At 58.4% G+C, this 19,666-nt stretch carries 19 protein-coding genes and 2 pseudogenes; 6 read left to right on the top strand and 15 right to left on the bottom strand.

Annotated elements, in window-relative coordinates:
- The first annotated feature begins 82 nt into the window (after positions 1-82).
- On the top strand, positions 83-691 hold the full coding sequence (locus tag CUU80_RS11125; RefSeq protein WP_100496681.1) for a sugar O-acetyltransferase: 609 nt from the start codon (positions 83-85) through the stop codon (positions 689-691).
- Between the two features lie 6 nt (positions 692-697).
- On the opposite strand, the gene CUU80_RS07430 is transcribed toward CUU80_RS11125, so the two are convergent.
- Positions 698-1,711, bottom strand: a complete 1,014-nt coding sequence (locus CUU80_RS07430; RefSeq protein ID WP_100496682.1) for a 3-hydroxyacyl-CoA dehydrogenase family protein — start codon at positions 1,709-1,711, stop codon at positions 698-700.
- Between the two features lie 51 nt (positions 1,712-1,762).
- Positions 1,763-3,142: an MFS transporter gene (locus tag CUU80_RS07435; protein WP_243388691.1), complete on the bottom strand. Its 1,380-nt coding sequence runs from the start codon at positions 3,140-3,142 to the stop codon at positions 1,763-1,765.
- Between the two features lie 132 nt (positions 3,143-3,274).
- Between CUU80_RS07435 and CUU80_RS07440 the strand changes: the two genes are divergently transcribed.
- Positions 3,275-4,165 (top strand): LysR family transcriptional regulator, encoded by an 891-nt coding sequence (locus CUU80_RS07440; protein ID WP_100496684.1) that lies wholly within the window; start codon positions 3,275-3,277, stop codon positions 4,163-4,165.
- Between the two features lie 8 nt (positions 4,166-4,173).
- Here CUU80_RS07440 and CUU80_RS07445 read toward each other — a convergent pair whose 3' ends face one another.
- Positions 4,174-5,202, bottom strand: coding sequence for a sensor histidine kinase (locus CUU80_RS07445; protein ID WP_100496685.1), 1,029 nt, complete (start codon positions 5,200-5,202; stop codon positions 4,174-4,176).
- Between the two features lie 56 nt (positions 5,203-5,258).
- Positions 5,259-5,963, bottom strand: coding sequence for a response regulator transcription factor (locus CUU80_RS07450; protein ID WP_207760102.1), 705 nt, complete (start codon positions 5,961-5,963; stop codon positions 5,259-5,261).
- A 121-nt stretch (positions 5,964-6,084) separates the two neighbouring features.
- Between CUU80_RS07450 and CUU80_RS07455 the strand changes: the two genes are divergently transcribed.
- Together CUU80_RS07455 and CUU80_RS07460 are read left to right on the top strand one after the other, a co-directional pair.
- Positions 6,085-6,963 (top strand): ABC transporter ATP-binding protein, encoded by an 879-nt coding sequence (locus CUU80_RS07455; protein WP_100496686.1) that lies wholly within the window; start codon positions 6,085-6,087, stop codon positions 6,961-6,963.
- Positions 6,960-7,751, top strand: a complete 792-nt coding sequence (locus tag CUU80_RS07460) for an ABC transporter permease (RefSeq protein ID WP_100496687.1) — start codon at positions 6,960-6,962, stop codon at positions 7,749-7,751. The genes CUU80_RS07455 and CUU80_RS07460 overlap by 4 nt, the downstream gene beginning before the upstream one ends.
- Before the next feature lie 334 nt (positions 7,752-8,085).
- Here CUU80_RS07460 and CUU80_RS07465 read toward each other — a convergent pair whose 3' ends face one another.
- Positions 8,086-8,484 (bottom strand): cupin domain-containing protein, encoded by a 399-nt coding sequence (locus CUU80_RS07465; RefSeq protein ID WP_100496688.1) that lies wholly within the window; start codon positions 8,482-8,484, stop codon positions 8,086-8,088.
- Between the two features lie 30 nt (positions 8,485-8,514).
- Positions 8,515-8,994: a flavodoxin gene (locus CUU80_RS07470; RefSeq protein WP_100496763.1), complete on the bottom strand. Its 480-nt coding sequence runs from the start codon at positions 8,992-8,994 to the stop codon at positions 8,515-8,517.
- A gap of 167 nt (positions 8,995-9,161) precedes the next feature.
- Here CUU80_RS07470 and CUU80_RS07475 point away from each other — a divergent pair, with 167 nt between their 5' ends.
- The gene (locus CUU80_RS07475) at positions 9,162-9,827 is read left to right on the top strand and encodes a DedA family protein (protein WP_100496764.1); all 666 of its coding nucleotides are present in this window, start codon (positions 9,162-9,164) and stop codon (positions 9,825-9,827) included.
- On the opposite strand, the gene CUU80_RS07480 is transcribed toward CUU80_RS07475, so the two are convergent.
- Together CUU80_RS07480 and CUU80_RS07485 are read right to left on the bottom strand one after the other, a co-directional pair.
- Positions 9,801-10,412 carry an endonuclease III domain-containing protein gene (locus CUU80_RS07480; RefSeq protein WP_243388698.1) on the bottom strand — a complete coding sequence of 204 codons (612 nt, stop codon included), beginning with the start codon at positions 10,410-10,412 and terminating at the stop codon, positions 9,801-9,803. The two genes, CUU80_RS07475 and CUU80_RS07480, sit on opposite strands and share 27 nt — an antisense overlap.
- Positions 10,413-10,458: 46 nt before the next feature.
- Positions 10,459-10,986, bottom strand: coding sequence for a PadR family transcriptional regulator (locus CUU80_RS07485; RefSeq protein ID WP_243388692.1), 528 nt, complete (start codon positions 10,984-10,986; stop codon positions 10,459-10,461).
- 145 nt (positions 10,987-11,131) lie between these two features.
- On the opposite strand from CUU80_RS07485, the gene CUU80_RS11020 reads away from it, so the two are divergent.
- Complete coding sequence (locus CUU80_RS11020; RefSeq protein ID WP_243388693.1) at positions 11,132-11,848, top strand: NADPH-dependent F420 reductase; 717 nt, start codon at positions 11,132-11,134, stop codon at positions 11,846-11,848.
- 261 nt (positions 11,849-12,109) lie between these two features.
- Here the strand turns inward: CUU80_RS11020 and CUU80_RS07495 are convergent, their stop codons facing one another.
- From CUU80_RS07495 to CUU80_RS07520, 7 genes and pseudogenes are all read right to left on the bottom strand, one after another.
- On the bottom strand, positions 12,110-13,387 hold the full coding sequence (locus CUU80_RS07495) for an MFS transporter (protein WP_100496691.1): 1,278 nt from the start codon (positions 13,385-13,387) through the stop codon (positions 12,110-12,112).
- Complete coding sequence (locus tag CUU80_RS07500) at positions 13,384-13,959, bottom strand: TetR/AcrR family transcriptional regulator (RefSeq protein WP_100496692.1); 576 nt, start codon at positions 13,957-13,959, stop codon at positions 13,384-13,386. The genes CUU80_RS07495 and CUU80_RS07500 overlap by 4 nt, the downstream gene beginning before the upstream one ends.
- 131 nt (positions 13,960-14,090) lie before the next feature.
- Positions 14,091-15,185: pseudogene (locus CUU80_RS11255) on the bottom strand (excinuclease ABC subunit UvrA); the annotation flags it as partial.
- A 143-nt stretch (positions 15,186-15,328) separates the two neighbouring features.
- A pseudogene (locus tag CUU80_RS11260) lies at positions 15,329-16,790 on the bottom strand (excinuclease ABC subunit UvrA); the annotation flags it as partial.
- Between the two features lie 81 nt (positions 16,791-16,871).
- Entirely contained in the window at positions 16,872-17,294 is a 423-nt protein-coding gene (locus CUU80_RS07510; RefSeq protein WP_207760103.1) for a GntR family transcriptional regulator, read from the bottom strand.
- A complete protein-coding gene (locus CUU80_RS07515) occupies positions 17,240-18,241 on the bottom strand; it encodes a hypothetical protein (RefSeq protein ID WP_100496695.1) in 1,002 nt (333 codons plus the stop codon). Before CUU80_RS07515 ends, CUU80_RS07510 begins: the two co-directional genes overlap by 55 nt.
- Before the next feature lie 226 nt (positions 18,242-18,467).
- On the bottom strand, positions 18,468-19,511 hold the full coding sequence (locus CUU80_RS07520) for a zinc-dependent alcohol dehydrogenase family protein (protein WP_100496696.1): 1,044 nt from the start codon (positions 19,509-19,511) through the stop codon (positions 18,468-18,470).
- Between the last annotated feature and the right edge of the window lie 155 nt (positions 19,512-19,666).

Raw genomic sequence — 19,666 nt, forward strand, 5'->3', positions numbered from 1 at the left:
ATTTGCACCCCGCCCGCGCCGCGAAAACCTATAATGATAACGCAAACATCATTGCAATTACTGGAATAGCAAGGCGGCAATCATGGACAATGCAAAGCGGCGCGAGGAACAACTCCCCTATCATTACGACGATCCGAGCATCATGGGCGGTCAGCTCGAATATCAGGAAAAACTCTGGGAATTCAACCAGACGCATCCCACGGATCAAACCGGCAAGCAGAAGCTCCTTAGAGCAATGTTCGCCGAAATCGGCGAGGGGTGCCATGTGGAGACGCCGGCGCACGCAAACTGGGGCTTCCATCATGTGCATATGGGCAAAGGCGTCTACTGCAATGTGAACTTCACCTGCGTGGATGACGCGGACATCACCATCGGCGACTGGTGCATGTTCGGCCCAAACGTGGTCATCGCCACGGCCGGCCATCCCGTGTTGCCGGTGCTGCGCGAACACCACTACGTCTATGCGATTCCGGTCACGATCGGCCGCAATGTTTGGGTCGGCGCGAACGTGACCATCCTGCCGGGTGTAACTATTGGCGATAACTGCGTCATCGGTGCCGGCTCGGTGGTGAGCCACGATATTCCAGCAAACTCCGTAGCCTACGGTGTGCCCTGCAAGGTCGCGCGCCCGATCGGCGAGAAAGATAGGGAATACTATTACAAGAATCGCAAGCTCGACGTGTGGGATTAGCGGAGTCTAGACTTCAGCAGGTTGCTTTCCGACTTCTGCCGCGTCTTCTTTGAGCGCACGAAGCAACGCCTTGTCGCGCTGTTCGATGACGCGCTTGCCGTCCTCGCCCTGCCAAGAGAAGAAGCCGCGCCCCGTTTTGGCGCCGAGGTTGCCTTCCTTGACTTTTTCTGCGAGCAACGGCGAGGGACCGGTCCCGTTGTCCATATCGTCGAACAGGTAGGTGCTGATGTTGTAGAACACATCGAGCCCGCCAAGATCGATGCTGGCCACCGGACCGACCAGATTCCAACGGCGGCCGAGGCTGTATTTCATCACATCGTCCACGGTGGCGGCATCCGCGATGCCTTCCTGAATAATATGGAATTCCTCGCGCAGCACGGCCATCTGCAGTCGGTTGCCCACGAATCCCAGGGATTCCTTCTTGATTTTCGCCGGCTTCTTGCCGATGAGATTCATGAGATCAAAGGTCACGTCCACCACATGCGGATCGGTGTGAGCGCCAGGCACCACTTCCACCAGCGGCATCAGTTGCGCCGGGTTCCAGAAGTGTGCCACCACGAATCGTTCGGGGCGTTCAAGCACCGACTGGATTGCTGTAGGGCTCAGCCCCGAGGTGTTGGTGGCGAAAATCGCATCCTTTGGTGCGAACTTCTCGATCTCACGCCATACGCTCTGCTTGACTTCCAGATTCTCAGCAACCGATTCGATCACGAAGTCAGCGCCAGCCACGCCCTGCTCATAACCGACAATCGGCGTGATGCGGGCGAGCACATCCTCCACGGTCTCACCGGCGTGCAACAGCCCGGCACCGGCGAAGGTCTCGGCATCGGCACGAATGCGACCCATCGAGCGATCAAGCGACGCCTCGCTGCGCCCAACCAACCGGGTCTCATAACCGGCAAGTGCGAACTGCAGTGCAATGGCATGCCCCATCGTGCCTGTGCCCACGTTCGCAATCACCTTGATATCTTTTGCGTTCTTCACGTTCAGCGGCAACGTGCCGTCCTGCTCCTGTGCCATAACCGCCATCTCCATTCATCTTCGTCGTTGATGATTCGGTTCAGTTCCCGATTATGCCACTGATTCCGCGGCTACAGCAGCAATCGCAGCATCCTTCCAACGCAACAGTTCGAATACCAGTACATACGCCAGCAACAGCGCAGAGGCGAGGAACACCGCCCGCAAGGCGAGATCAAGCGAGGGTAGGAATGTGGCGACCACACCGAACACCGCCACACCGATTGCGCCGCCGACTTGGCGGAACGTGTTGAACATGGCGGACGCGATGCCTGCCTGTGCAGCGTCCACGCTTTTCAGAACCACGCCTGCCGCCGCAGGTGTGGTGATGGCTGCGCCGAAGCCGACTACGCTGAGTCCTGTGGCGATTATCCAAACGGGAATCGGTTGTGGAGTCAGAAACTCGAACAGGAATCCGGCAATCATAATGGCCAGTCCTAACGTAATCGAGAATTTCGAACCACGCGCGGTCACGATGCGCCCGCCCAACAGATTGCCGAAAATGGTCACGAATGCGGACGGCACAAATACCAGACCAGCCGCGAACGGCTTCATATGGAGCTCGTTTTGCAGGAACATCGTGCAGATGAACACCATGCCATACCAGTTGAAAATCATGATGAAGCCGATTTGCAGCGCCACTTGCATACCGCGCACGTGGAAAAGGCTGAGAGGCATCATCGGATACGCAACCTTGGCTTGCGAATACCCGAATGCCACGAGCGCCCCCAAGCCAATAATCAACAGCGCCAGCGTTGCAGGCGCGGTGATACCTGCAGAACCTACCTGAATAATGCCGGCGACCAGCGTACTCAATCCAATCAAAGCCAGCACCTGACCAATCCAGTCGAACTTGGTTGCGCGTTTTGGCGAGGCCGCGATGTGCGGCGCAACCGCCAGAATCATCAGGCAGAATGGCACATTGACCGCAAACACCAGACTCCAGTGGATCGGCGTCAATAGTCCGCCGAGCAACGGCCCCACTGCCGAAGCCGAGGCACCGCCTGCTCCCCAGAGAGCCAATGCCCATGCACGATAGCGCGGATTCGGACTCGCCTCATTAATCAGCGACATCGATGCCGGCAGCAGCAGCGCCGAAGCAATGCCGAGGATGCAACGGCCGGCTACCAACGCCATCATCGACCATGCGAAAGTGCAGAACAGCGAGGCTGCGCCAAACAGCGCTGCGCCGATAATGAAAATGCGCTTGGCGCCGAACTGATCGGCGAGACTGCCCGCGAGCAGCAGCAGTGCGGCGAACAGCAAGGTATAGCCATCCACCACCCACTGCTGTACAGCCATGTCACCGCCCAGTTCCTTGGCGATGGACGGCAGCGCCACATTGACGATAAGCACATCCATGCCAGCCAGGAACGAGGCGACCGCAGCCGCAGCTGTGGTGAGGTTTGAGGAAAGCTTCGATACAGAACTCACTGACATCCTTCATCCATATACTTTTGGTTACTGCGTGAGATAGTGTACGCTTGAGAAACAATGGAATACATTGGTTTGTTGATGATTATGGTTTACAGCGCATAAACTATTGGTTTATAAAAAGGCTTCATCATGTACGACAAACGATTGGATGCGGTGATCGCGGCGGCTGACACCGGCAGCTTCGCCAGCGCCGGCCGGCTGCTGCATATCTCCACACCGGCATTGGCCAAGCAGATCAATACGTTCGAAAAAGAATATGGGCTGAAACTATTTCATCGGTCACGCAGCGGCGTGGAGCTCACCCCTCAGGGGCGTGATTTCGTTGCCGATGCGCGACCGATTATGCGCGAATGCGACGAGATCATCAGCCGCGCGCAACGCCGCTCCGCTACCGACATCAAGCCCGTACGACTTGGCGTCTCGGTACTGCGTTCAGGCCGGCGAATTCTCGACCTCTGGCAGAAGGACGCCGGCAAACATCCGCAGATTCGCCTGGAATTGGTTTCTCTGTCGGACAACACCACGACCATCAACACCATCATCGCCCATCTTGGCCAAGATATCGACATGGTGTCCACTGCATTCGACGCCGACTATTGGAGTCAATATTGCGGCACGCTGGCGCTTGATTATGAACCTCTGTGTTTGGCAGTACCACGCGAGCACCCACTCGCCCGTCTGCCGATCATCACATTGGATGACTTGACTGGCACGCGCATTCACATCATCGCGCATCGACACGGAGGCGACGAAACCGCCCGCAATCTGCTCGCCCAGCATCCCGACATTGAACTCATCGACATTGACCATTACGGCCTTGATACATTCAACGAATGCGCACAGGCCGGGGATCTACTCATTTCCAAGCCGTTGTGGGCGGATGTGCACCCGCAGTTGGTGAACGTACCCGTGGATTGGCCCGAACCAGTGGGTCTCTCCTACGGTTTGCTGTATCCGCTGGATCCATCCCCAGCCGTCGCCGCGTTCATCGAACGCATTCGCGAGCTTGCTACAGCCTAACTGCCGTGCTATGCCGCCAACGGCAAGGTAATCAGCATCGTGGTGCCATGCGACGACGTGGATTCTACACTGAGCGTGCCGCCGTAGCGATTCGCCACGTCGCGGGCCAAGGCCAATCCCAAGCCATAGCCCTGATGCTCGGTGCCGTCATCATCACGCGCGAACCTGCGGAACAGTCGCTCCGGATCAGAGCCGATGCCGCTGCCGCAGTCGGCGACGCGAATGGCCACATCACCGTGATGATGATAGCCGAGCGAAACAGTCACCGCCGAATCAGCCGGCGAATGCGCGATGGCATTGTCAAGCACCGCTACCAGGCAGCGCGAGAGTCCTACGGCATTGCCACGCACCACAAAGTGCGATGGGTCACCGTCAATATGCGTATTCAAGCCCACGCTGCGCTTATCCGCCAGAGGCCTGACCGAATCCACGGACTGACCGATCACCACGGCGAGCGCTACCGGCTCAGCATCCACGGCACCGCGCGCGGCCACCAGCAGGTCCGTAATAATCGCGTTCATGCGATCCACATCACCGCGCAGATCGGCGATGACACCGTCGATCGACTGCCCATGCGCGCGACGGAACTCAATCAAATCGATACGCGTGGAGATGACGGCCAGCGGTGTCTTCAGCTCATGACTGGCGTCCGCCACGAAATCCTTCTGCAGCTCGAAGGCGTGTTCCAGAGGCGCGACCTCTTTGCGCGAATAATATCGTCCGATCAGCGCCACGGCGGCAATCACGCCGAGCACAAACAGTACGGTAAAGCCCACGGCCTTTTTGGTGTCGATCACCATCATGCCCGAACCGAATTGCTCGGTGACTGACATGGCGTTCGGATCGAGCCCACGTTCGGTAAATTCATGGCGCGAGCCAAGCAGCACGCCGGCCACGAATATCAACCCCCCGACTACCGTAATCATCGTCATCGCGATAGTCATGCGCAGGCTGATCAGCCCGGCAACGGTGCTGGGTTGATGATTGCGACCGTGGCTTTGCTTGTGGTTACGCTGCGTTTGAGCATCGCTCTCCATGCTGCACGCTCCTTTACATATGATTCGCGGGGCATATCATTACGCCCTGGCTACGCCTAATCCTGCGGCTGCCCGATCCGATACCCTTTGCCGCGTACAGTGACGATAATGCTGCGCGTGGTTTTGCCGCGCACATACGAGACATACACGTCCACGGCTCCAAGGTCACTGCCAGCTGAAAACGCATTCTTTAACAATTCCTCACGACTGAACACATGATCCGGCGCGGCGGCAAGCGTGGCCAACAGTTTCGATTCCACATCGGTAAGCGGCACGGCTCGCCCATCAGGATCCTCGATGATGTTGGTATTGGGCTTTAGGAGCCAATCACCGAGCATGATGCTTGTCGCTTGCGCATGGAACCCACGCAACAGCGCCCGTAAACGAGCTTCAAGCTCCACCACATGAAACGGCTTGGTGAGATAATCATTGGCCCCAGCGTCAAGCCCGTTCACAATATCGTCCACTTCGGCGAGCGCGGTCAGCATCAATGCGGGAGTCGCGACACCGCCCTTGCGCAGACCACGAATCAAATCCAACCCATCGCCATCCGGCAAGCGACGGTCCACGATCAGCGCATCATACGTGTTTGCGGCGAGTCGCACTTTCGCATCGGCAATCGTCGCAACCCAATCCACGCGATAATCAATGCCCAGCATTTCCGAAATCATCGATCCCAAGTTCGGATCGTCTTCGATAAACAGCACCGCCGGCAGCAGCAGTCGCTCCGGATCGATCGCGTATTTGTCTTCCATCGTCATTATCGCTATCCTGACAACAAAGCCTTTTCTTACGGTTATATCAGACCGCCAAGCATCTAAGAGTTCGCTAAGAAACGCTCACGGATTGGCGCAATACCGCCGGCGAAGTAACGTGCCCAATATGAGCAGTACGGAACATATCTTCACCGCAAGCAAAGTGACATGTATCGTGCCGGCACAAGGTGAGCGTCGCACGATTTTCGAGAATCTTGACTTTGCGATTGCCTCCGGTGAGATTGTGGATCTGGTTGGCCCGTCCGGCTCCGGCAAGAGCAGTCTGCTGACCGCGTTCGCGCGGCTTAATCCGCACGCGACCGGCTCGTTTACGCTTGCCGGGCATGATTCCGACGAGTTCACGCCACAGCAATGGCGGCACGAGGTAGCGTATTTGCCGCAGAAGCCGATTCTGCCGGGTGAGACGGTGGCCGAGGCGATTCGTTTGCCGTTTACATTGGTGATTCGCGCGGGGGCCGACAGTATTGGCGGACAGAATGCTGGCAATGCGGCGACCGTTGCAATCGACGCCAGCACCGCCGCCGCACCAGCCTCGGCATCCGATGCCGCTGCAGGCCGATTTGCGAATGCTCAGCATCGCATCGGCAAAGTCGGTCTTGGCCGCAAGCTCATGGCATTGTTCCGCAACAACGATCAGCAGGCGCACAAACTCCTCACCGATCACAAAATCCGTATGACCTTGGATGCGATGGGCTGCGAGGACATCGATCTCGACCGCCCGCCGCATGATCTGTCCGGCGGACAGGCGGCACGCGTCTCTCTGGCACGCACGCTTTTGACTGAGCCAAAAGTGCTGTTGGCGGACGAAGTGGACGCCGGCCTGGATGACGAAAACGCTGAGAAAGTGGCCGATATTATGGCTACGGCTGCGGCCGGCGGCATGGCGATTATACGCATCCGCCATCGTCCGCCGGATGGTCGCGCTTCCCGAATCGCAACGTTGACCAACGGAACGTTGAGCGAACAAGCTGGTGAGCAGGCATGACCGGTAACGCATATGACATTGATATCTGGGGCCTCTTGGTCGCGTTGACGATGGTGGCCATTGCGGCCGGCATCAGCGAGCTCATGCGCATCAACATCGGCAAGACGCTGCTGTGGTCCGCATGCCGCGCACTGCTGCAATTGTGTGCGATGGGCTTCATCATCGGTTACGTGATTCGCGCGAACAATGTGCTTTTGGTGTTCGCCGTGATTGCGGTGATGCTGGTGGCCGCCGTGCAGATCACGCTTTCGCGCGCCAAAGGTGTGCCGAAAGGATTGGCCGGTCCGGTGCTGTTGAGCTTGACCATCACGATGCTGCTGATGATTTCGCTGGTCACCGAGCTCGTAGTGCGCCCGCACCCGTGGTATGCGCCGCAGCTGGTGGTGCCGTTGACCGGCATGCTGCTGGGCAATACGGTGTCCGCGCTGGCAGTGGGATTGAGCCGTTTCTACGAGAGCATGAACGAACGTCGCGATGAAATCGATACGCTTCTCGCCTTGGGCTCCACTGCTTGGGAGGCCGCCCGTCCTTCGATCGTCTCCTCGATTCGGCTGGGACTGCTGCCCACCACGGCCACGCTTGCCTCTTGTGGCATCGTGACGATACCTGGCATGATGGCCGGTCAAGTGATTGCCGGCGGAGACCCGCTTGAAGCCGCCAAATACCAGTTCGTGGTGTTCGCCGCCATCGCCGCATTGACCCTGGTGGCCGACAGCCTCATCATGGCGATGGTCTACCGCACCTGCTTCACCGCCGACGACCAATACAAGCCCCCGGAGATGCGGTAGTGGGCGACTCAAGTAAACACCATCTGCGCACAATAGGGCAATAATCATTAATTCTGCTATTTGTGCGCGGGCCTGCCCAATAGGCTAATTGCGGAAATGGCGGAATTCCAACGATTCTTATTTCCCAAGTGCTGCACAACATGCATATTCACGCAATTCCAGCGATTTGCGCGCACACAAAATGCAATAAACCCCCAAAACTGCATATAGTGCGCGGCAGAATGGCCGCGTACTACGCTGTGGCTCGGTGCCGCATCTCACAGTAGAGCACACCGAGCCACAGCGTTCACAGGATGGTAATACCCAACTGACGCTCAACCGAGAATTAGACTTGCTACGCCAGCTTCTTGTAGGCTTCCTCATCCACCGGCTCAAGCCATTCGTTGGAAGCGCCTTCCTTCTTGGGCATGATCGCCACGTGGGCAAACGCCTCGGTGGGCGCGGCACCATGCCAATGCTTGGTTTCCGGCGGAATGTACGCCACGTCGCCGGGCTTCAACTCAACCGGCTCCTGACCTTCGATCTGGTAGTAGCCGCGACCGCCTACAGCCAGCAAGATCTGGCAGACACCATGATGGATGTGCCAGTGGTTCGTGCAGCCGGGCTCGAAGGTCACGTTGGCCACGTTCACCTGATCATCACCGGCAAGTGGTGCAAGATAGCTTTGACCTTCAAAATATTGAGCGTACGCATCATTCGGCTTGCCCATCGGGAATGCGCTTGGATTTTCCATAAGTTTCCTTTCAAATCAACAGGTTGAGTATTACAGATTGAGGCTGGCGACCCACTTGGCCAGCTCGGATTCCTTGACGTTCGCAGCCAGACGACGACCAGCAACCCAATGCGCAGCCGGCGCAGAATCATGTAGTTGCACGCCATCGGCACCGCGCGTGCTGGAACCAGACGTGGCGAACGTCACGATGGTCTTGCCGGCCCAATCCTCGCTTTCAAGGAACGTGCGCACCACGCGCGGCGCGGTCTCCCACCACAGCGGGTAGCCGACGAACACCACGTCATACGGCTTCACATCAATCGGCTTGGCCAATGCCGGGCGCATATCACGGTGCTTATGCTCCACCGACGAACGGCTCGCGGTATCACGCCAATTCACATCCGCGGCAGTGTACGGCTCAGCAGGTTCAATCTCGGTCAAATCAGCGTCAATCGCCTTTGCCAGACGTTCCGCCACAGCCTCAGTGGTGCCGGTGGCGGAAAAGTATGTAACCAGAATCTTCTTGCTCATATCGATTCCTTCCATCACAATGTTCAGCTCCATTGAATCGCCGATGCCCTCATCAGTCCAATAGAAAACAACGATGATTTGCTATGCGCAAAATGCATGATCCGCTGCAACCAGCCAATGTCAGTGTCTTAGCCTCGCATAAGCACGTATGCCATAGCGTAAGCGACATGAACATTGCAACGATTATGCAGTGCCCGGTTTCCACGGGCGGATTCATTGGCGCTATCACCAACTGGCTTGTCGGACTCATGTCCATGATGGGCTGGCTTGGCACCGGCATCGCCGTGTTCCTCGAAAACCTGTTCCCGCCGATTCCCAGCGAAGTCATTTTGCCATTGGCCGGCTTCACGGCGGCACAAGGCCGCATGACCCTCATCGAGGCCATTGCCGGAGCGACCATCGGCTCTGTGATCGGTGCACTGGTGCTGTATGGCATCGCCTATGCGATTGGTGCCACGCGCATGCGCAAACTGTTCGACATGATGCCGCTCACCGACGCCTCCGACATCGACAAAGCCAATGATTGGTTCGCGAAATATGGATTGGCCTCCGTGCTCATCGGCCGTGTGATCCCAATCGTGCGTTCGCTGATTTCGATTCCCGCCGGCATCGCCCGCACGAATCTCATGAAGTTCACATTGCTCACCACGCTGGGTTCCGCGGTATGGAACACGATTCTGGTCATGGCCGGTTATGTGCTGGGGGCAGGTTGGTGCTCAATCCTAGGATTCCTCGATAAGTTCCAGTACGCGGTGGCAGCCATCGTGGTGGCGCTGCTTGTCTGGTATGTAGCGGTGAAGGTCCGCTCACATCTTGAAGCCGCTCAAGAATGATTCCGCTTTGGCCTCGTCAGTGCGATATGCCTTGCCGTATTCGTCGATAAGGCCGTGGAATTCCTGCAATTGCGACACATCCAAACCGGATGCCAGCACGGCCGGCGCAAACGCCTTGTGAAACGACGGATAGCCAGCCGGCACAGTGAATCCCAGAAAAGTAAACAGCCGCCGCGCATACGTATCCGCCACGAATGCGCGGCGAGAAAACACGTAGAGCACCAGATCATCTGCAGTTTCCCCGCCGATGCCGAACAATCCCAACAGTTCTGCGCGCAGATCATCATCGGCGATATCCGCCGCGCCTTCCGGCCGCGCACCGCATCGTTCGATATACCAGCGACTGAGCGATTGCAACGTCTTCGCCTTATTCCGGTAGAACCCGGACGGGCGAATCAAATCCTGAAGACTCCCCGGCTCCAATGCCATAATCGCATGCGGTTCAAGCGCATCAACCGCTTTCAGCGCATGCAACGATCGATCGACATTCCCCCATGCGGTGTTCTGCGTCAGCACTGCACCGACCATGATTTCGAACAACGTCTCCGCCGGCCACCAACCAGTTGGTCCCATGTGCTGGAGCATGGTGCCATACAGCGATTCCAATGCGGCCGCGGATGGCACCCGTCTGCTATTCAGCACCGAGTTCCTCTTTGAGCCACTGACGTTCGGCATCGATTTCGGCGTCGTGGATCATAAGAACGGCACGGCGATATTTGTCTTCCACCTTATCGTTGTCGATCGGGCCTTCGCCATCGCTGTAGAGGCGGCGGACGTCGGATTCGAGGTTGTCAAGGCGGCGCTGCAGCACGGCTCGACGGTCAGCCTCATCAGGAATCACCGAAAGGAACGACATGACCACCGCCCATTTGGTGATGTTGGTGAGGTTGTAGCCGCTGGTCCCCTTCAACTCCTCGATGAGCTTCTCGCGCCCGGCCTCCTCAAGGTGGAATTCGCGCAGACGGCGGCCGTTCACCACATTGAAGGTTTCGCCGATATAGCCGGCTTTGACAAATTTGTTGGTCACCGAATGCAAAGTACCGTCGGAAACCGCCTGCATATAGCCTTGCAGCTGCTCCATCTTCTTGCGCAGACGGTAGCCACACAAGGGTTCCTCAGAGAGGAAGCCCAATGTCATGAGTTCTATCGTGTTCATCATGTCTTCTATAATATCTCAAGTCAAGATATCTCAGAACGACACGCCCGGAGCAACAGACTGTACACCCATCACAACCCCTGCAATTCCAACGAATTTCAAATCGATATAAACCTTTCTGATATATCTCAGTTTGAAATATTTCTCATTGAGGTGCATACTGGCATCAACGCGAACGCAACGGCACACCAACCGGAGCCATCGCAAGGCAGTACGAAACACACCCATATCGAAAGGACTCATCATGAGCAACATCACCATCTTCGGCGCAGGCAACATCGGTTCCGCAGTGGCGGGCATCGCCGTCAAGTCCGGCGCTTCCGTGCAGGTCATCGACCGCAACCCGGATAAGGCCGCAGCAGCAGCCGAAGGCGTCACCGGTGCCAAGTTCGGTGAAGCCACCATCTCCGGCGACATCGTGGTTCTGGCTCTCCCGTTCCCGGCCTACGACGAAGTGCTCGCCGCCTACGCCGATCAGCTGGCCGGCAAGACCGTGGTGGATGTGGCCAACCCGATCGATTTCACCACCTTCGACCTGGCTCTGCCGGAAGGCTTCAAGTCCGCCGCCGAGTACGTGGCCGCCAAGCTGCCGAATTCCAAGGTGGTCAAGGGCTTCAACACCACCTTCGCCGCCACCCTCGCCACCGGTGAGAACGATGGCGCTCCGACCGTGGTGCAGCTGGCTTCCAACGACGAGGACGCCAAGAAGTCCGTCGCCGCCTTCATCGAGGGCGCGGGCCTCAAGACCGTGGATGCCGGCCCGCTCAAGCGCGCCCAGTACCTTGAGGGCTACGGTGCCCTGCAGATCATCCTCGGCGTGACCGAGCAGACCCCGTGGACCGGCGGCTTCAAGGTCGTGAAGTAAGACTCTCCTACAAAGAATCGCTTCAATAAGAAGCTCTGAGGAATCAGACTGAGACAACCATACGCAGCATTTCCAGAACCTTTGATTGTTCAAGGTTTTTGGAGATGCTGCGTTTATACATTATGCGACCGCTCTAATTGCACGAGTCATATTCGGAACGATTCGCCGTAGGTTATGTCACACGCGTATGACCTCGAAACTATGCCAGACGGATATGTCAGGCAGATATGACGAAAGCCCAAGTGATAGATCCCAAAACCGTCACCGAGCCGAACGAATCGTCGCAATGCACGGAATGCTGATCAGTGCCATCAACGCCGCGCCGATGAACACCGGCCGGTAGGTTCCGCAAATCGCGTACACGGATGAGGTAATCACCGCAGCCAAAATCATGCCGGAAGTATTGGCGAGATTCAATATGCCCAGCCCCTTGCCGGCCTCATCCTTATTCGGCAACACATCAATGCTGAGCGCCTGATTGCTGGCGTTGTAGGTTCCATACCCCAGTCCAGCCAGCACGCCGTATATATAGAATCCCGGCACTGAGGGCATCAGCCAAGGAGCGAGGAATCCGCCGGCGAGCAGCACCGCCGCAATAATCAGCAGCGGCTTTCTTCTCCCCCATCGCTCCGCAATAACGCCGCTGACAATCATGCCGGTCAGGCTTGCCGTCATAGTACATGATGACAGCACCGCGATAGTGGCCGCAGCCTGTCTGGCATTCTGCCCAAGATAGCTTTCCAAGATATAGAGCTGATAGGCGAACACCATATTGTAGGCGAGCATCAGGCAGAAACGGCCGATCAACGCCTTATAGAAGTCCGACGCCCCGCGAATAGGCGGCTGGAAACTTTTCAGCATCGCCTTCACACCGTCTCCGGCTTTCGGCAAGTTCGCAGCGGAAGGCTCCTTGGGCCAAATTGATACGACAATCAATCCATCCAACGCCAGCAGGCATGCGGCAACGGCAAAACCAATGGTTTTTTGTTCATGGAACAATGCACCGAGCATGGTGCCGAATGCGTTGCCCATCGTGGTGCCCAAACCGTAGGCCACGGACATGCGCACACGGAGGGCACCGGGAATCCTATCCGACAACGTGGCAAGAGCCGGCGATAGCAATGCGTTGAGGAACAGCTGCAAACCGCACCAAGCGGTAATAATGACAACCGCATGTTGTGCGACCGAAACAAAGAACAGACAGATGCCTGATGCGATGGCACCGGCGATCATAAAAGGCGTACGCCGTCCGAACCGGGAACGTGACCGGTCGGAAAGAGAGCCGAAGATGATATTCGCGCATAATGCCACAACCGCACCTGCGGCATTCAACTGTGCAATCATGCCATTAGGATTAGCGAATCCATCGTCCTTGAGCCGTTGCGGCAGCAATACCATACTGGCGGAATTGAATGCCGTCATCCACAGCAAGCCGCAGATGAAGAACCCCACAAGAAATCGAATCATATGCAGCACGGGGAGAGCGATCTGGGATGGCGTATCTTCCTCATGTTGCATTGGCAAGGAGTCCGATTTCATTCAGAACGATCCTTGCCAAATGCCACACGGCGAATGCCCTCACGCAGATCATCCACGTTCCTAGGCTCTCCGCCTAACGCCCGATGCAAGGTAAGCCCCTCGATCATGGCGTCCAGCAACGCTACGGTACGTGCGTCAAAAAACCGGCTCAGCTCCTGCTGCACGGCACCCATCCAGCGGTCGCTGATGTCACGGAAAGAAGCGTCGCGGGCGGCAAGTGTGTACAGCTCAAGGGTGATGATCGTGTCCCGTTCGGTGGTGAGCACGTCATGTTCAACGCTGTCAGCTATGGCTTCGCATGCCTCCTCAGGCGTTTGCGCCGCGCTCATTCGCGCCGCAAACGTTGCAATGGAGCGGTCAGCGAACTGGTCAAATGCCTGATGCAGCAAATCATGCATACCATCGAAGTGATAGGTCATGGATCCAAGCGGCACATGCGCTTCGGCAGCCACCACACGGTGCGAAGTGCCAGCTATGCCACGATCGGCAATCACGGTCAGACATGATTCGATGATACGTTGCTTGCGTTCTGGATCCACACGTTTGTGCGGTGTTTCGGCACTGTCTTCCATATCAACCGACCCTACCTACGCATAGGTACATCCGTACACCGGACTCGACGAGCGACGAATCATATCCTCGAACGCATAGCATCGCAATGCGTCACGCCTACGGCACCCGTCTCTTACGAGAGCTACGCCATCTACAGGATATTGAGATATCGGCCGGTGACGCTCTCCGGATTGGCGGCAATCTGCTCAGGCGTACCTTCAGCCACGATTCGACCGCCCGCCTCGCCACCTCCTGGACCAAGATCGATCACCCAATCGGCGTTGGCGATAACGTCCAAGTCATGTTCGATAACCACCACGGTGGCACCGCTTGCCACCAGACGGTCGAATACGCCCAGCAGCACACGTACGTCCAGCGGATGAAGGCCGATGGTCGGTTCGTCGAATACGAATACGGCGTCCGACTGTGCCTTGCCCATCTCGCTGGCGAGTTTCAAGCGCTGAGCCTCACCGCCGGAAAGCGCAGGCGTCGGCTCCCCCAACGTCAGATAACCGAGTCCCAGGTCATGCAACGTAGTCAGTCGCGCATGGACTTTTTTCATATCACCGGTTACAGCCAAAGCTTCATCCACGCTCATCGCCATCATCTGCGGCAATGTCAGCGTGCGCCCAGTCACCGTACTCGACGTCTGCATCGTCCGTTCTGTGCCAGCGGGAGAACCGTTATCCGCGGCAGATACTGCAGACTTACGCACGACGTTACTTTTCGCCGACTTGATCGTGCGATGAATCCCGCTGGCTTCAGGTGCGTACCGGGAGCCTCGGCAATCCGGGCACGCGATGGTCACGTCCGGCAGGAACTGGACATCCAACGAGATGGAGCCGGTGCCGTCGCAGGTAGGGCAGCGAAGACGACCGGTGTTGTAGGAGAAATCGCCGGCCTTATATCCTCTCGCTTTGGCTTCTTCCGTACGGGCGAAAGCTCGTCGCAATTCGTCATGGATATCGGCGTAAGTAGCCACCGTGGAGCGAACGTTGGCACCAATCGGCGTAGCATCGATGAGGTTGGCGCGTGCGATGCCGTCGGCATCAAGCTTGCGAACATGCTGAGGCAGCGACGCTCCGGCGGCAGCGGCTTGAAGTGCCGGAATCAGCGTTTCCAAAATCAACGTGGTCTTGCCCGAGCCAGACACACCAGTGACCGCCACCAAACGTCCGCGCGGAATGTCCACGTTAAGCGGCTTGACCGTGTGCAGCGGTCCGGTTTCCATATGGATGCGTCCGAAAGCGAATATCTCCGCGTTTCCCGGCACCGGAGATTCAGCCGAACCGTCAGTCTGCGCAGCAGTATCGATGACTTGTTGTCCTCCGACCATCCCGGCATCGACTGCCGCAACCTGTTGCGCCCTCACACGTCGTTGCCCGGATTCAGTGAGGAAAGGCGCGATACGGCTGGCAGCGGTATGTTCCACATCGTTCACCGCGCCCTGCGCAATCACATGGCCTCCATCAGCGCCGGCCACCGGACCCATTTCAATCAGGTAATCGGCTGCTTTGAGCACGCGCACGTCATGGTCGACCACTACCACCGAGTTGCCATCCGCCACCAGATCATGCATAACGCCGAGCAGACCGTCCACGTTCGAGGGATGCAGGCCGATGGACGGCTCGTCCAGCACGTACAGCACGCCGGTGGTTCGGTTGCGCACGGCACGCGCCAATTGCACACGTTGACGTTCGCCGGTGGACAGAGTCGCCCCGGCACGGTCGAGCGAGAGGTACCCCAAGCCAAGCTCCAACAGACGGCGTGCCACGTCGAGGAACGATTCGCAGATATTCGTGGCCATCGACCGCATCTCGGGCGGAAGCGAACCAGGTATGCCGCGCACCCATGTCACCGCATCATCCAAAGTCATGGCGGTGGCCTCGGCCAGGTTCAGCCCAAGTATTTGCGGTGCGCGGGCAGCCGCACTCAATCTGCTGCCGCCGCAGTCCGGACACGGCTTTTCCGCCAAGAAACGCGCCACGCGTTTCAGACCTTGCTCATCCTTGGCCTTGGCGAGCGCATTCTCCACCGTGTAGACGGCGTTGTAGTAGGTGAAGTCGAGTTCGGCAAAGTCGTCGCCCTTCTTCGGCCGGTAGAGGATGTGCTTTTTGACGGCAGGCCCGTTGAATACGATGTCGCGCTCTTCGGGCGTAAGTTCTCGGAATGGCACGTTGGTACGCACGCCCATCGCACCGCACACCTGCTTCATCAGATCCCACATCAGGGAACCCCACGGCAGTACCGCACCATCGTCGATGCTTTTCGATTCGTCCGGTACGAGGGCCGCACGATTCACCTCACGCACGATGCCGGTGCCGGAACAGGTGGGGCACGCGCCTCCGGAGTTGAAGGCCAGCGACTCCGCGCCCGGCGCTTGGAATTCCTTGCCGCAGCGCTCGCATATGGTGGGCAGTTCGGCGGCCACGTTCATCGTGGGTTGCTGCCGTGCACCGCAGTAGGGGCACACGTGCGAGGCGCAGCGGGAGAACAGCAAACGCAGGCTGTTCAACAATTCGGTCATAGTGCCGAAGGTCGAACGTATGCCCGGCACGGCGGGCCGCTGATGCAGGGCGAGCGCCGCCGGTACATGCAACACCTCGTCCACCTGCGCCCGGCTGGCTTGGGTGAGACGTCGGCGCGTATAGGTGGACAGCGCCTCCAGATATCGTCGGGATCCTTCCGCATACAGCACGCCCAGCGCCAGCGAACTTTTGCCTGAGCCGGAGACGCCGGCCACGCCCACCAGTTTCCCCAACGGCACGTCGACATCGACGTTCTTGAGATTGTGCACGCGGGCCCCGCGCACCTCAATCACACTGGGCTTGCCCGCATCGGGCTTTGCCATGCTTCCCTGAACAACCATGCGGCCATTGTACGACCGTCACGCCACACCGATTCCATGCTGAGGATGCGATGTCCCCGCGTATCAGTCCCACTGGGCACGCAGAGCGTTGACGGCGTCCTCGAACGTCGCGCCGACCCGGTGTGACTGCTCGGCATAGGTCCTCGCGGCCCGGAGCAACGGCTCGGGAACCGTCGTCACGCGCCTGATGCGTGCGGCACGGCCGGGGGCCGTCTCGATGACGCCTCGATCGGCGAGCTCGGCATATGCCTTGGCCACGGTGCCGGGAGCCAGTCGCAGATCGCCGGCCAGTTGGCGTACCGACGGCAGCCTGTCGCCGTCATGTAGCGCACCGACCTTCACCATGCCTTCGATCTGCGCGCGGATCTGTTCATAGACCGGCGTTGGCGACGATTCGCGAATCACCAGACGCAGCTCGTCTCCCCCGCCGCTCATCGACGACCCTCGCGGCTCGTCCCGGTCCAGAGACGTACGACCGCAACGCATGCCATGATCAGGTAGATGCAAGCGACCACGGCCACCACACCGCCCATGATGATCTGCGCGTTGCCCAGCGTGGGATACACGTCATCCGCATAGGCCGGAGACAGCGAACCGTTATTGGTGCCGACGCGCACTGTGGCGGTGCCGGCCACCACCAGCACGCCCACCGCGTAGGTAAGCATCGAGCCAGCGGACAGGAACACCGTGAACCGTGTCAACAGCACGCGCCATGCCTTGTCCTCTTCGCCGTACTGCGGATCCGGGGAGCTAGGCACATGGGCGATGCGCCACAGCGCCAAGCAGGCCAATGCCGCCAGCACGCAAGTGACGACAATAAGCGGGACGGCATAGTAGGAACCGGGATAGGGACCCGCCGAACCTTGCGATTCGCCGTCCGGTCCGGTCAGCGCAACGTTTCGCATCAGTCCGAAATCATCAGGACTCGCTGTGGCGATGGTGAAGCCAAGGTAGGCGATGAGCAATCCTGCGGCCAGCAACGGCTGCATGAGTACGTACCGCCGGGCATAGGTCCACGGCTCACGCGACCGCAGGGACGCCACGCGCACACCGCCACGGCTTTCCTGCCGCGATATCGAATCCGGGAACGGCAACGCGATAACCGCCATGACCGTTGATGCGGAGAGTCCCGGCGTGAGCGCCGCGATGAGTGCCATGCTTTGCGGGAGCGCATCATTGAGAACAAGACCCGCAATCAGCACGATTGCGCCGGCGAGCAACGCCATCAGCGCACGATGTCGGGCCACCGATATCGGTCCGTCGCCGGAGAACGGCGGATTGTCGCCGACCGCCCCCGCCCGCATCGACAGCGAGGGCTCCCGGCTCATCCGCAGCAGTGCCCTGATCACCAGCACCAGCACGGTGATGGTGAGCACCAGCATGAGCAGCCAGATCAGCATCGCCACAACCACATAAGACGCCATGATTGTCATCGCAATCACCCCATTCGCCCGTGAGGAGCAGTTTGCGTGGAGGCGGTCAACCTCGACCACCAACGCAAACTGCACCATACTTCTGATACAGTTTAAAGTGTATCAGAAGTATGGTGCAGTTTCAATGGACGCATTGCACGGAAGAGAAGTGTGCTGTATGAGCGATCCCCTCAGTCACGCTTCGCATGACAGCTCTCCCACAAGGAAACTCTGAGTGCCATAACGCTCAGAAGCGGATCAGGGACTTGATGGCCTTGCGCTGGTCCATGGCCTCGTAGGCCTCCTGAATGTGGTCGAGGTCGAACTCGACGGTGAACACGCGACCGGGGTTGATCTCCTTCTTGAGCACCGCATCGAGCAGACCGGCGTGAAGATCGTAGTGACGTACCGGTGCCGGACCGCCCTTGATGCCGATGTTGCCATAGAACGTACCTTCGGCGCTGATCTCCACATCGTGCGGCAGACCCACACGGCCGATCACACCACCGCGACGAATCAAGCCGATGGCGGTATCGAAGGACTGCTTGGAGCCCACGCATTCCAGCACGGCATCCGCACCGTAGCCGCCGGTCATCTCCAGCACCTTGTCGATGGCGGCTTGATCGCGCTCAGCCACGATATCCGTAGCGCCAAATTCACGAGCCAGCGCGCCACGATCCTCATGGCGGCTCATGGCGATAATGCGACCGGCGCCAAGCATATGTGCGGACAGTACGCCGCACAGTCCCACGGCACCGTCACCCATCACCACTGCAATGTCGCCGGGCTTGACTTCGGCGGACGCTGCGGCGTGATAACCGGTGGACATCACATCGGCGATAGTCAACAGCGAGGCAAGCGTAGCGTCGTCATAATCCTCAGGAGAGCCGGGTACCTTGACCACCGTGCCGTCAGCCTCAGGTACGCGCACGTACTCGGCTTGGCTGGCACCGAAATAACCGCCGTGTGGGCACACGGATTCAAAACCGGCCTTGCATACCGGGCATTTGCCACAGCTGTACGGGAAAGGCAACACTACAAAATCGCCGGGCTTGACGGATGTGACCTCGGAACCGATCTCCTCGACCACGCCGATGGACTCATGGCCGATCTGGCTGTGGCGCGGATGATCGGACAGCCCACGGAAGTACCACAGGTCAGAGCCGCATACGCAGGCACGCACCACACGCACCACCACGTCGTCGTCCTTTTCGAGGTGTGCCTTCGGCACCTCTTCCACGGCCATCTTGCCGGGTTCCACGAAAATCGCGGCCTTCATGGTTTCACTCATTACGCATTGCTCCTTATTTCGAGGCGTCATATGCCGCCGCCCACCATATGCAGTCGATTGCGTGCTGGAACTATTCGGTCACTGCACCGACTTCGCATATTATTGAAGACCGTTTTCGTTATGATATCCAATAGATTTCAGCCATACGCAGTCAT

This window comes from Bifidobacterium scaligerum, from assembly GCF_002802865.1.
Taxonomy (GTDB): domain Bacteria; phylum Actinomycetota; class Actinomycetes; order Actinomycetales; family Bifidobacteriaceae; genus Bifidobacterium; species Bifidobacterium scaligerum.

Coding starts and splice junctions, on each gene's coding strand:
- CUU80_RS11125 (WP_100496681.1), top strand. CDS start 83: ATGGACAATGCAAAGCGGCGCGAGGAACAACTCCCCTATCATTACGAC.
- CUU80_RS07430 (WP_100496682.1), bottom strand. CDS start 1,711: ATGGCACAGGAGCAGGACGGCACGTTGCCGCTGAACGTGAAGAACGCA.
- CUU80_RS07440 (WP_100496684.1), top strand. CDS start 3,275: ATGTACGACAAACGATTGGATGCGGTGATCGCGGCGGCTGACACCGGC.
- CUU80_RS07445 (WP_100496685.1), bottom strand. CDS start 5,202: ATGGAGAGCGATGCTCAAACGCAGCGTAACCACAAGCAAAGCCACGGT.
- CUU80_RS07450 (WP_207760102.1), bottom strand. CDS start 5,963: ATGACGATGGAAGACAAATACGCGATCGATCCGGAGCGACTGCTGCTG.
- CUU80_RS07455 (WP_100496686.1), top strand. CDS start 6,085: ATGAGCAGTACGGAACATATCTTCACCGCAAGCAAAGTGACATGTATC.
- CUU80_RS07460 (WP_100496687.1), top strand. CDS start 6,960: ATGACCGGTAACGCATATGACATTGATATCTGGGGCCTCTTGGTCGCG.
- CUU80_RS07465 (WP_100496688.1), bottom strand. CDS start 8,484: ATGGAAAATCCAAGCGCATTCCCGATGGGCAAGCCGAATGATGCGTAC.
- CUU80_RS07470 (WP_100496763.1), bottom strand. CDS start 8,994: ATGAGCAAGAAGATTCTGGTTACATACTTTTCCGCCACCGGCACCACT.
- CUU80_RS07475 (WP_100496764.1), top strand. CDS start 9,162: ATGAACATTGCAACGATTATGCAGTGCCCGGTTTCCACGGGCGGATTC.
- CUU80_RS07480 (WP_243388698.1), bottom strand. CDS start 10,412: ATGCTCCAGCACATGGGACCAACTGGTTGGTGGCCGGCGGAGACGTTG.
- CUU80_RS07485 (WP_243388692.1), bottom strand. CDS start 10,986: ATGATGAACACGATAGAACTCATGACATTGGGCTTCCTCTCTGAGGAA.
- CUU80_RS07495 (WP_100496691.1), bottom strand. CDS start 13,387: ATGAAATCGGACTCCTTGCCAATGCAACATGAGGAAGATACGCCATCC.
- CUU80_RS07500 (WP_100496692.1), bottom strand. CDS start 13,959: ATGGAAGACAGTGCCGAAACACCGCACAAACGTGTGGATCCAGAACGC.
- CUU80_RS07510 (WP_207760103.1), bottom strand. CDS start 17,294: ATGCGTTGCGGTCGTACGTCTCTGGACCGGGACGAGCCGCGAGGGTCG.
- CUU80_RS07515 (WP_100496695.1), bottom strand. CDS start 18,241: ATGACAATCATGGCGTCTTATGTGGTTGTGGCGATGCTGATCTGGCTG.
- CUU80_RS07520 (WP_100496696.1), bottom strand. CDS start 19,511: ATGAGTGAAACCATGAAGGCCGCGATTTTCGTGGAACCCGGCAAGATG.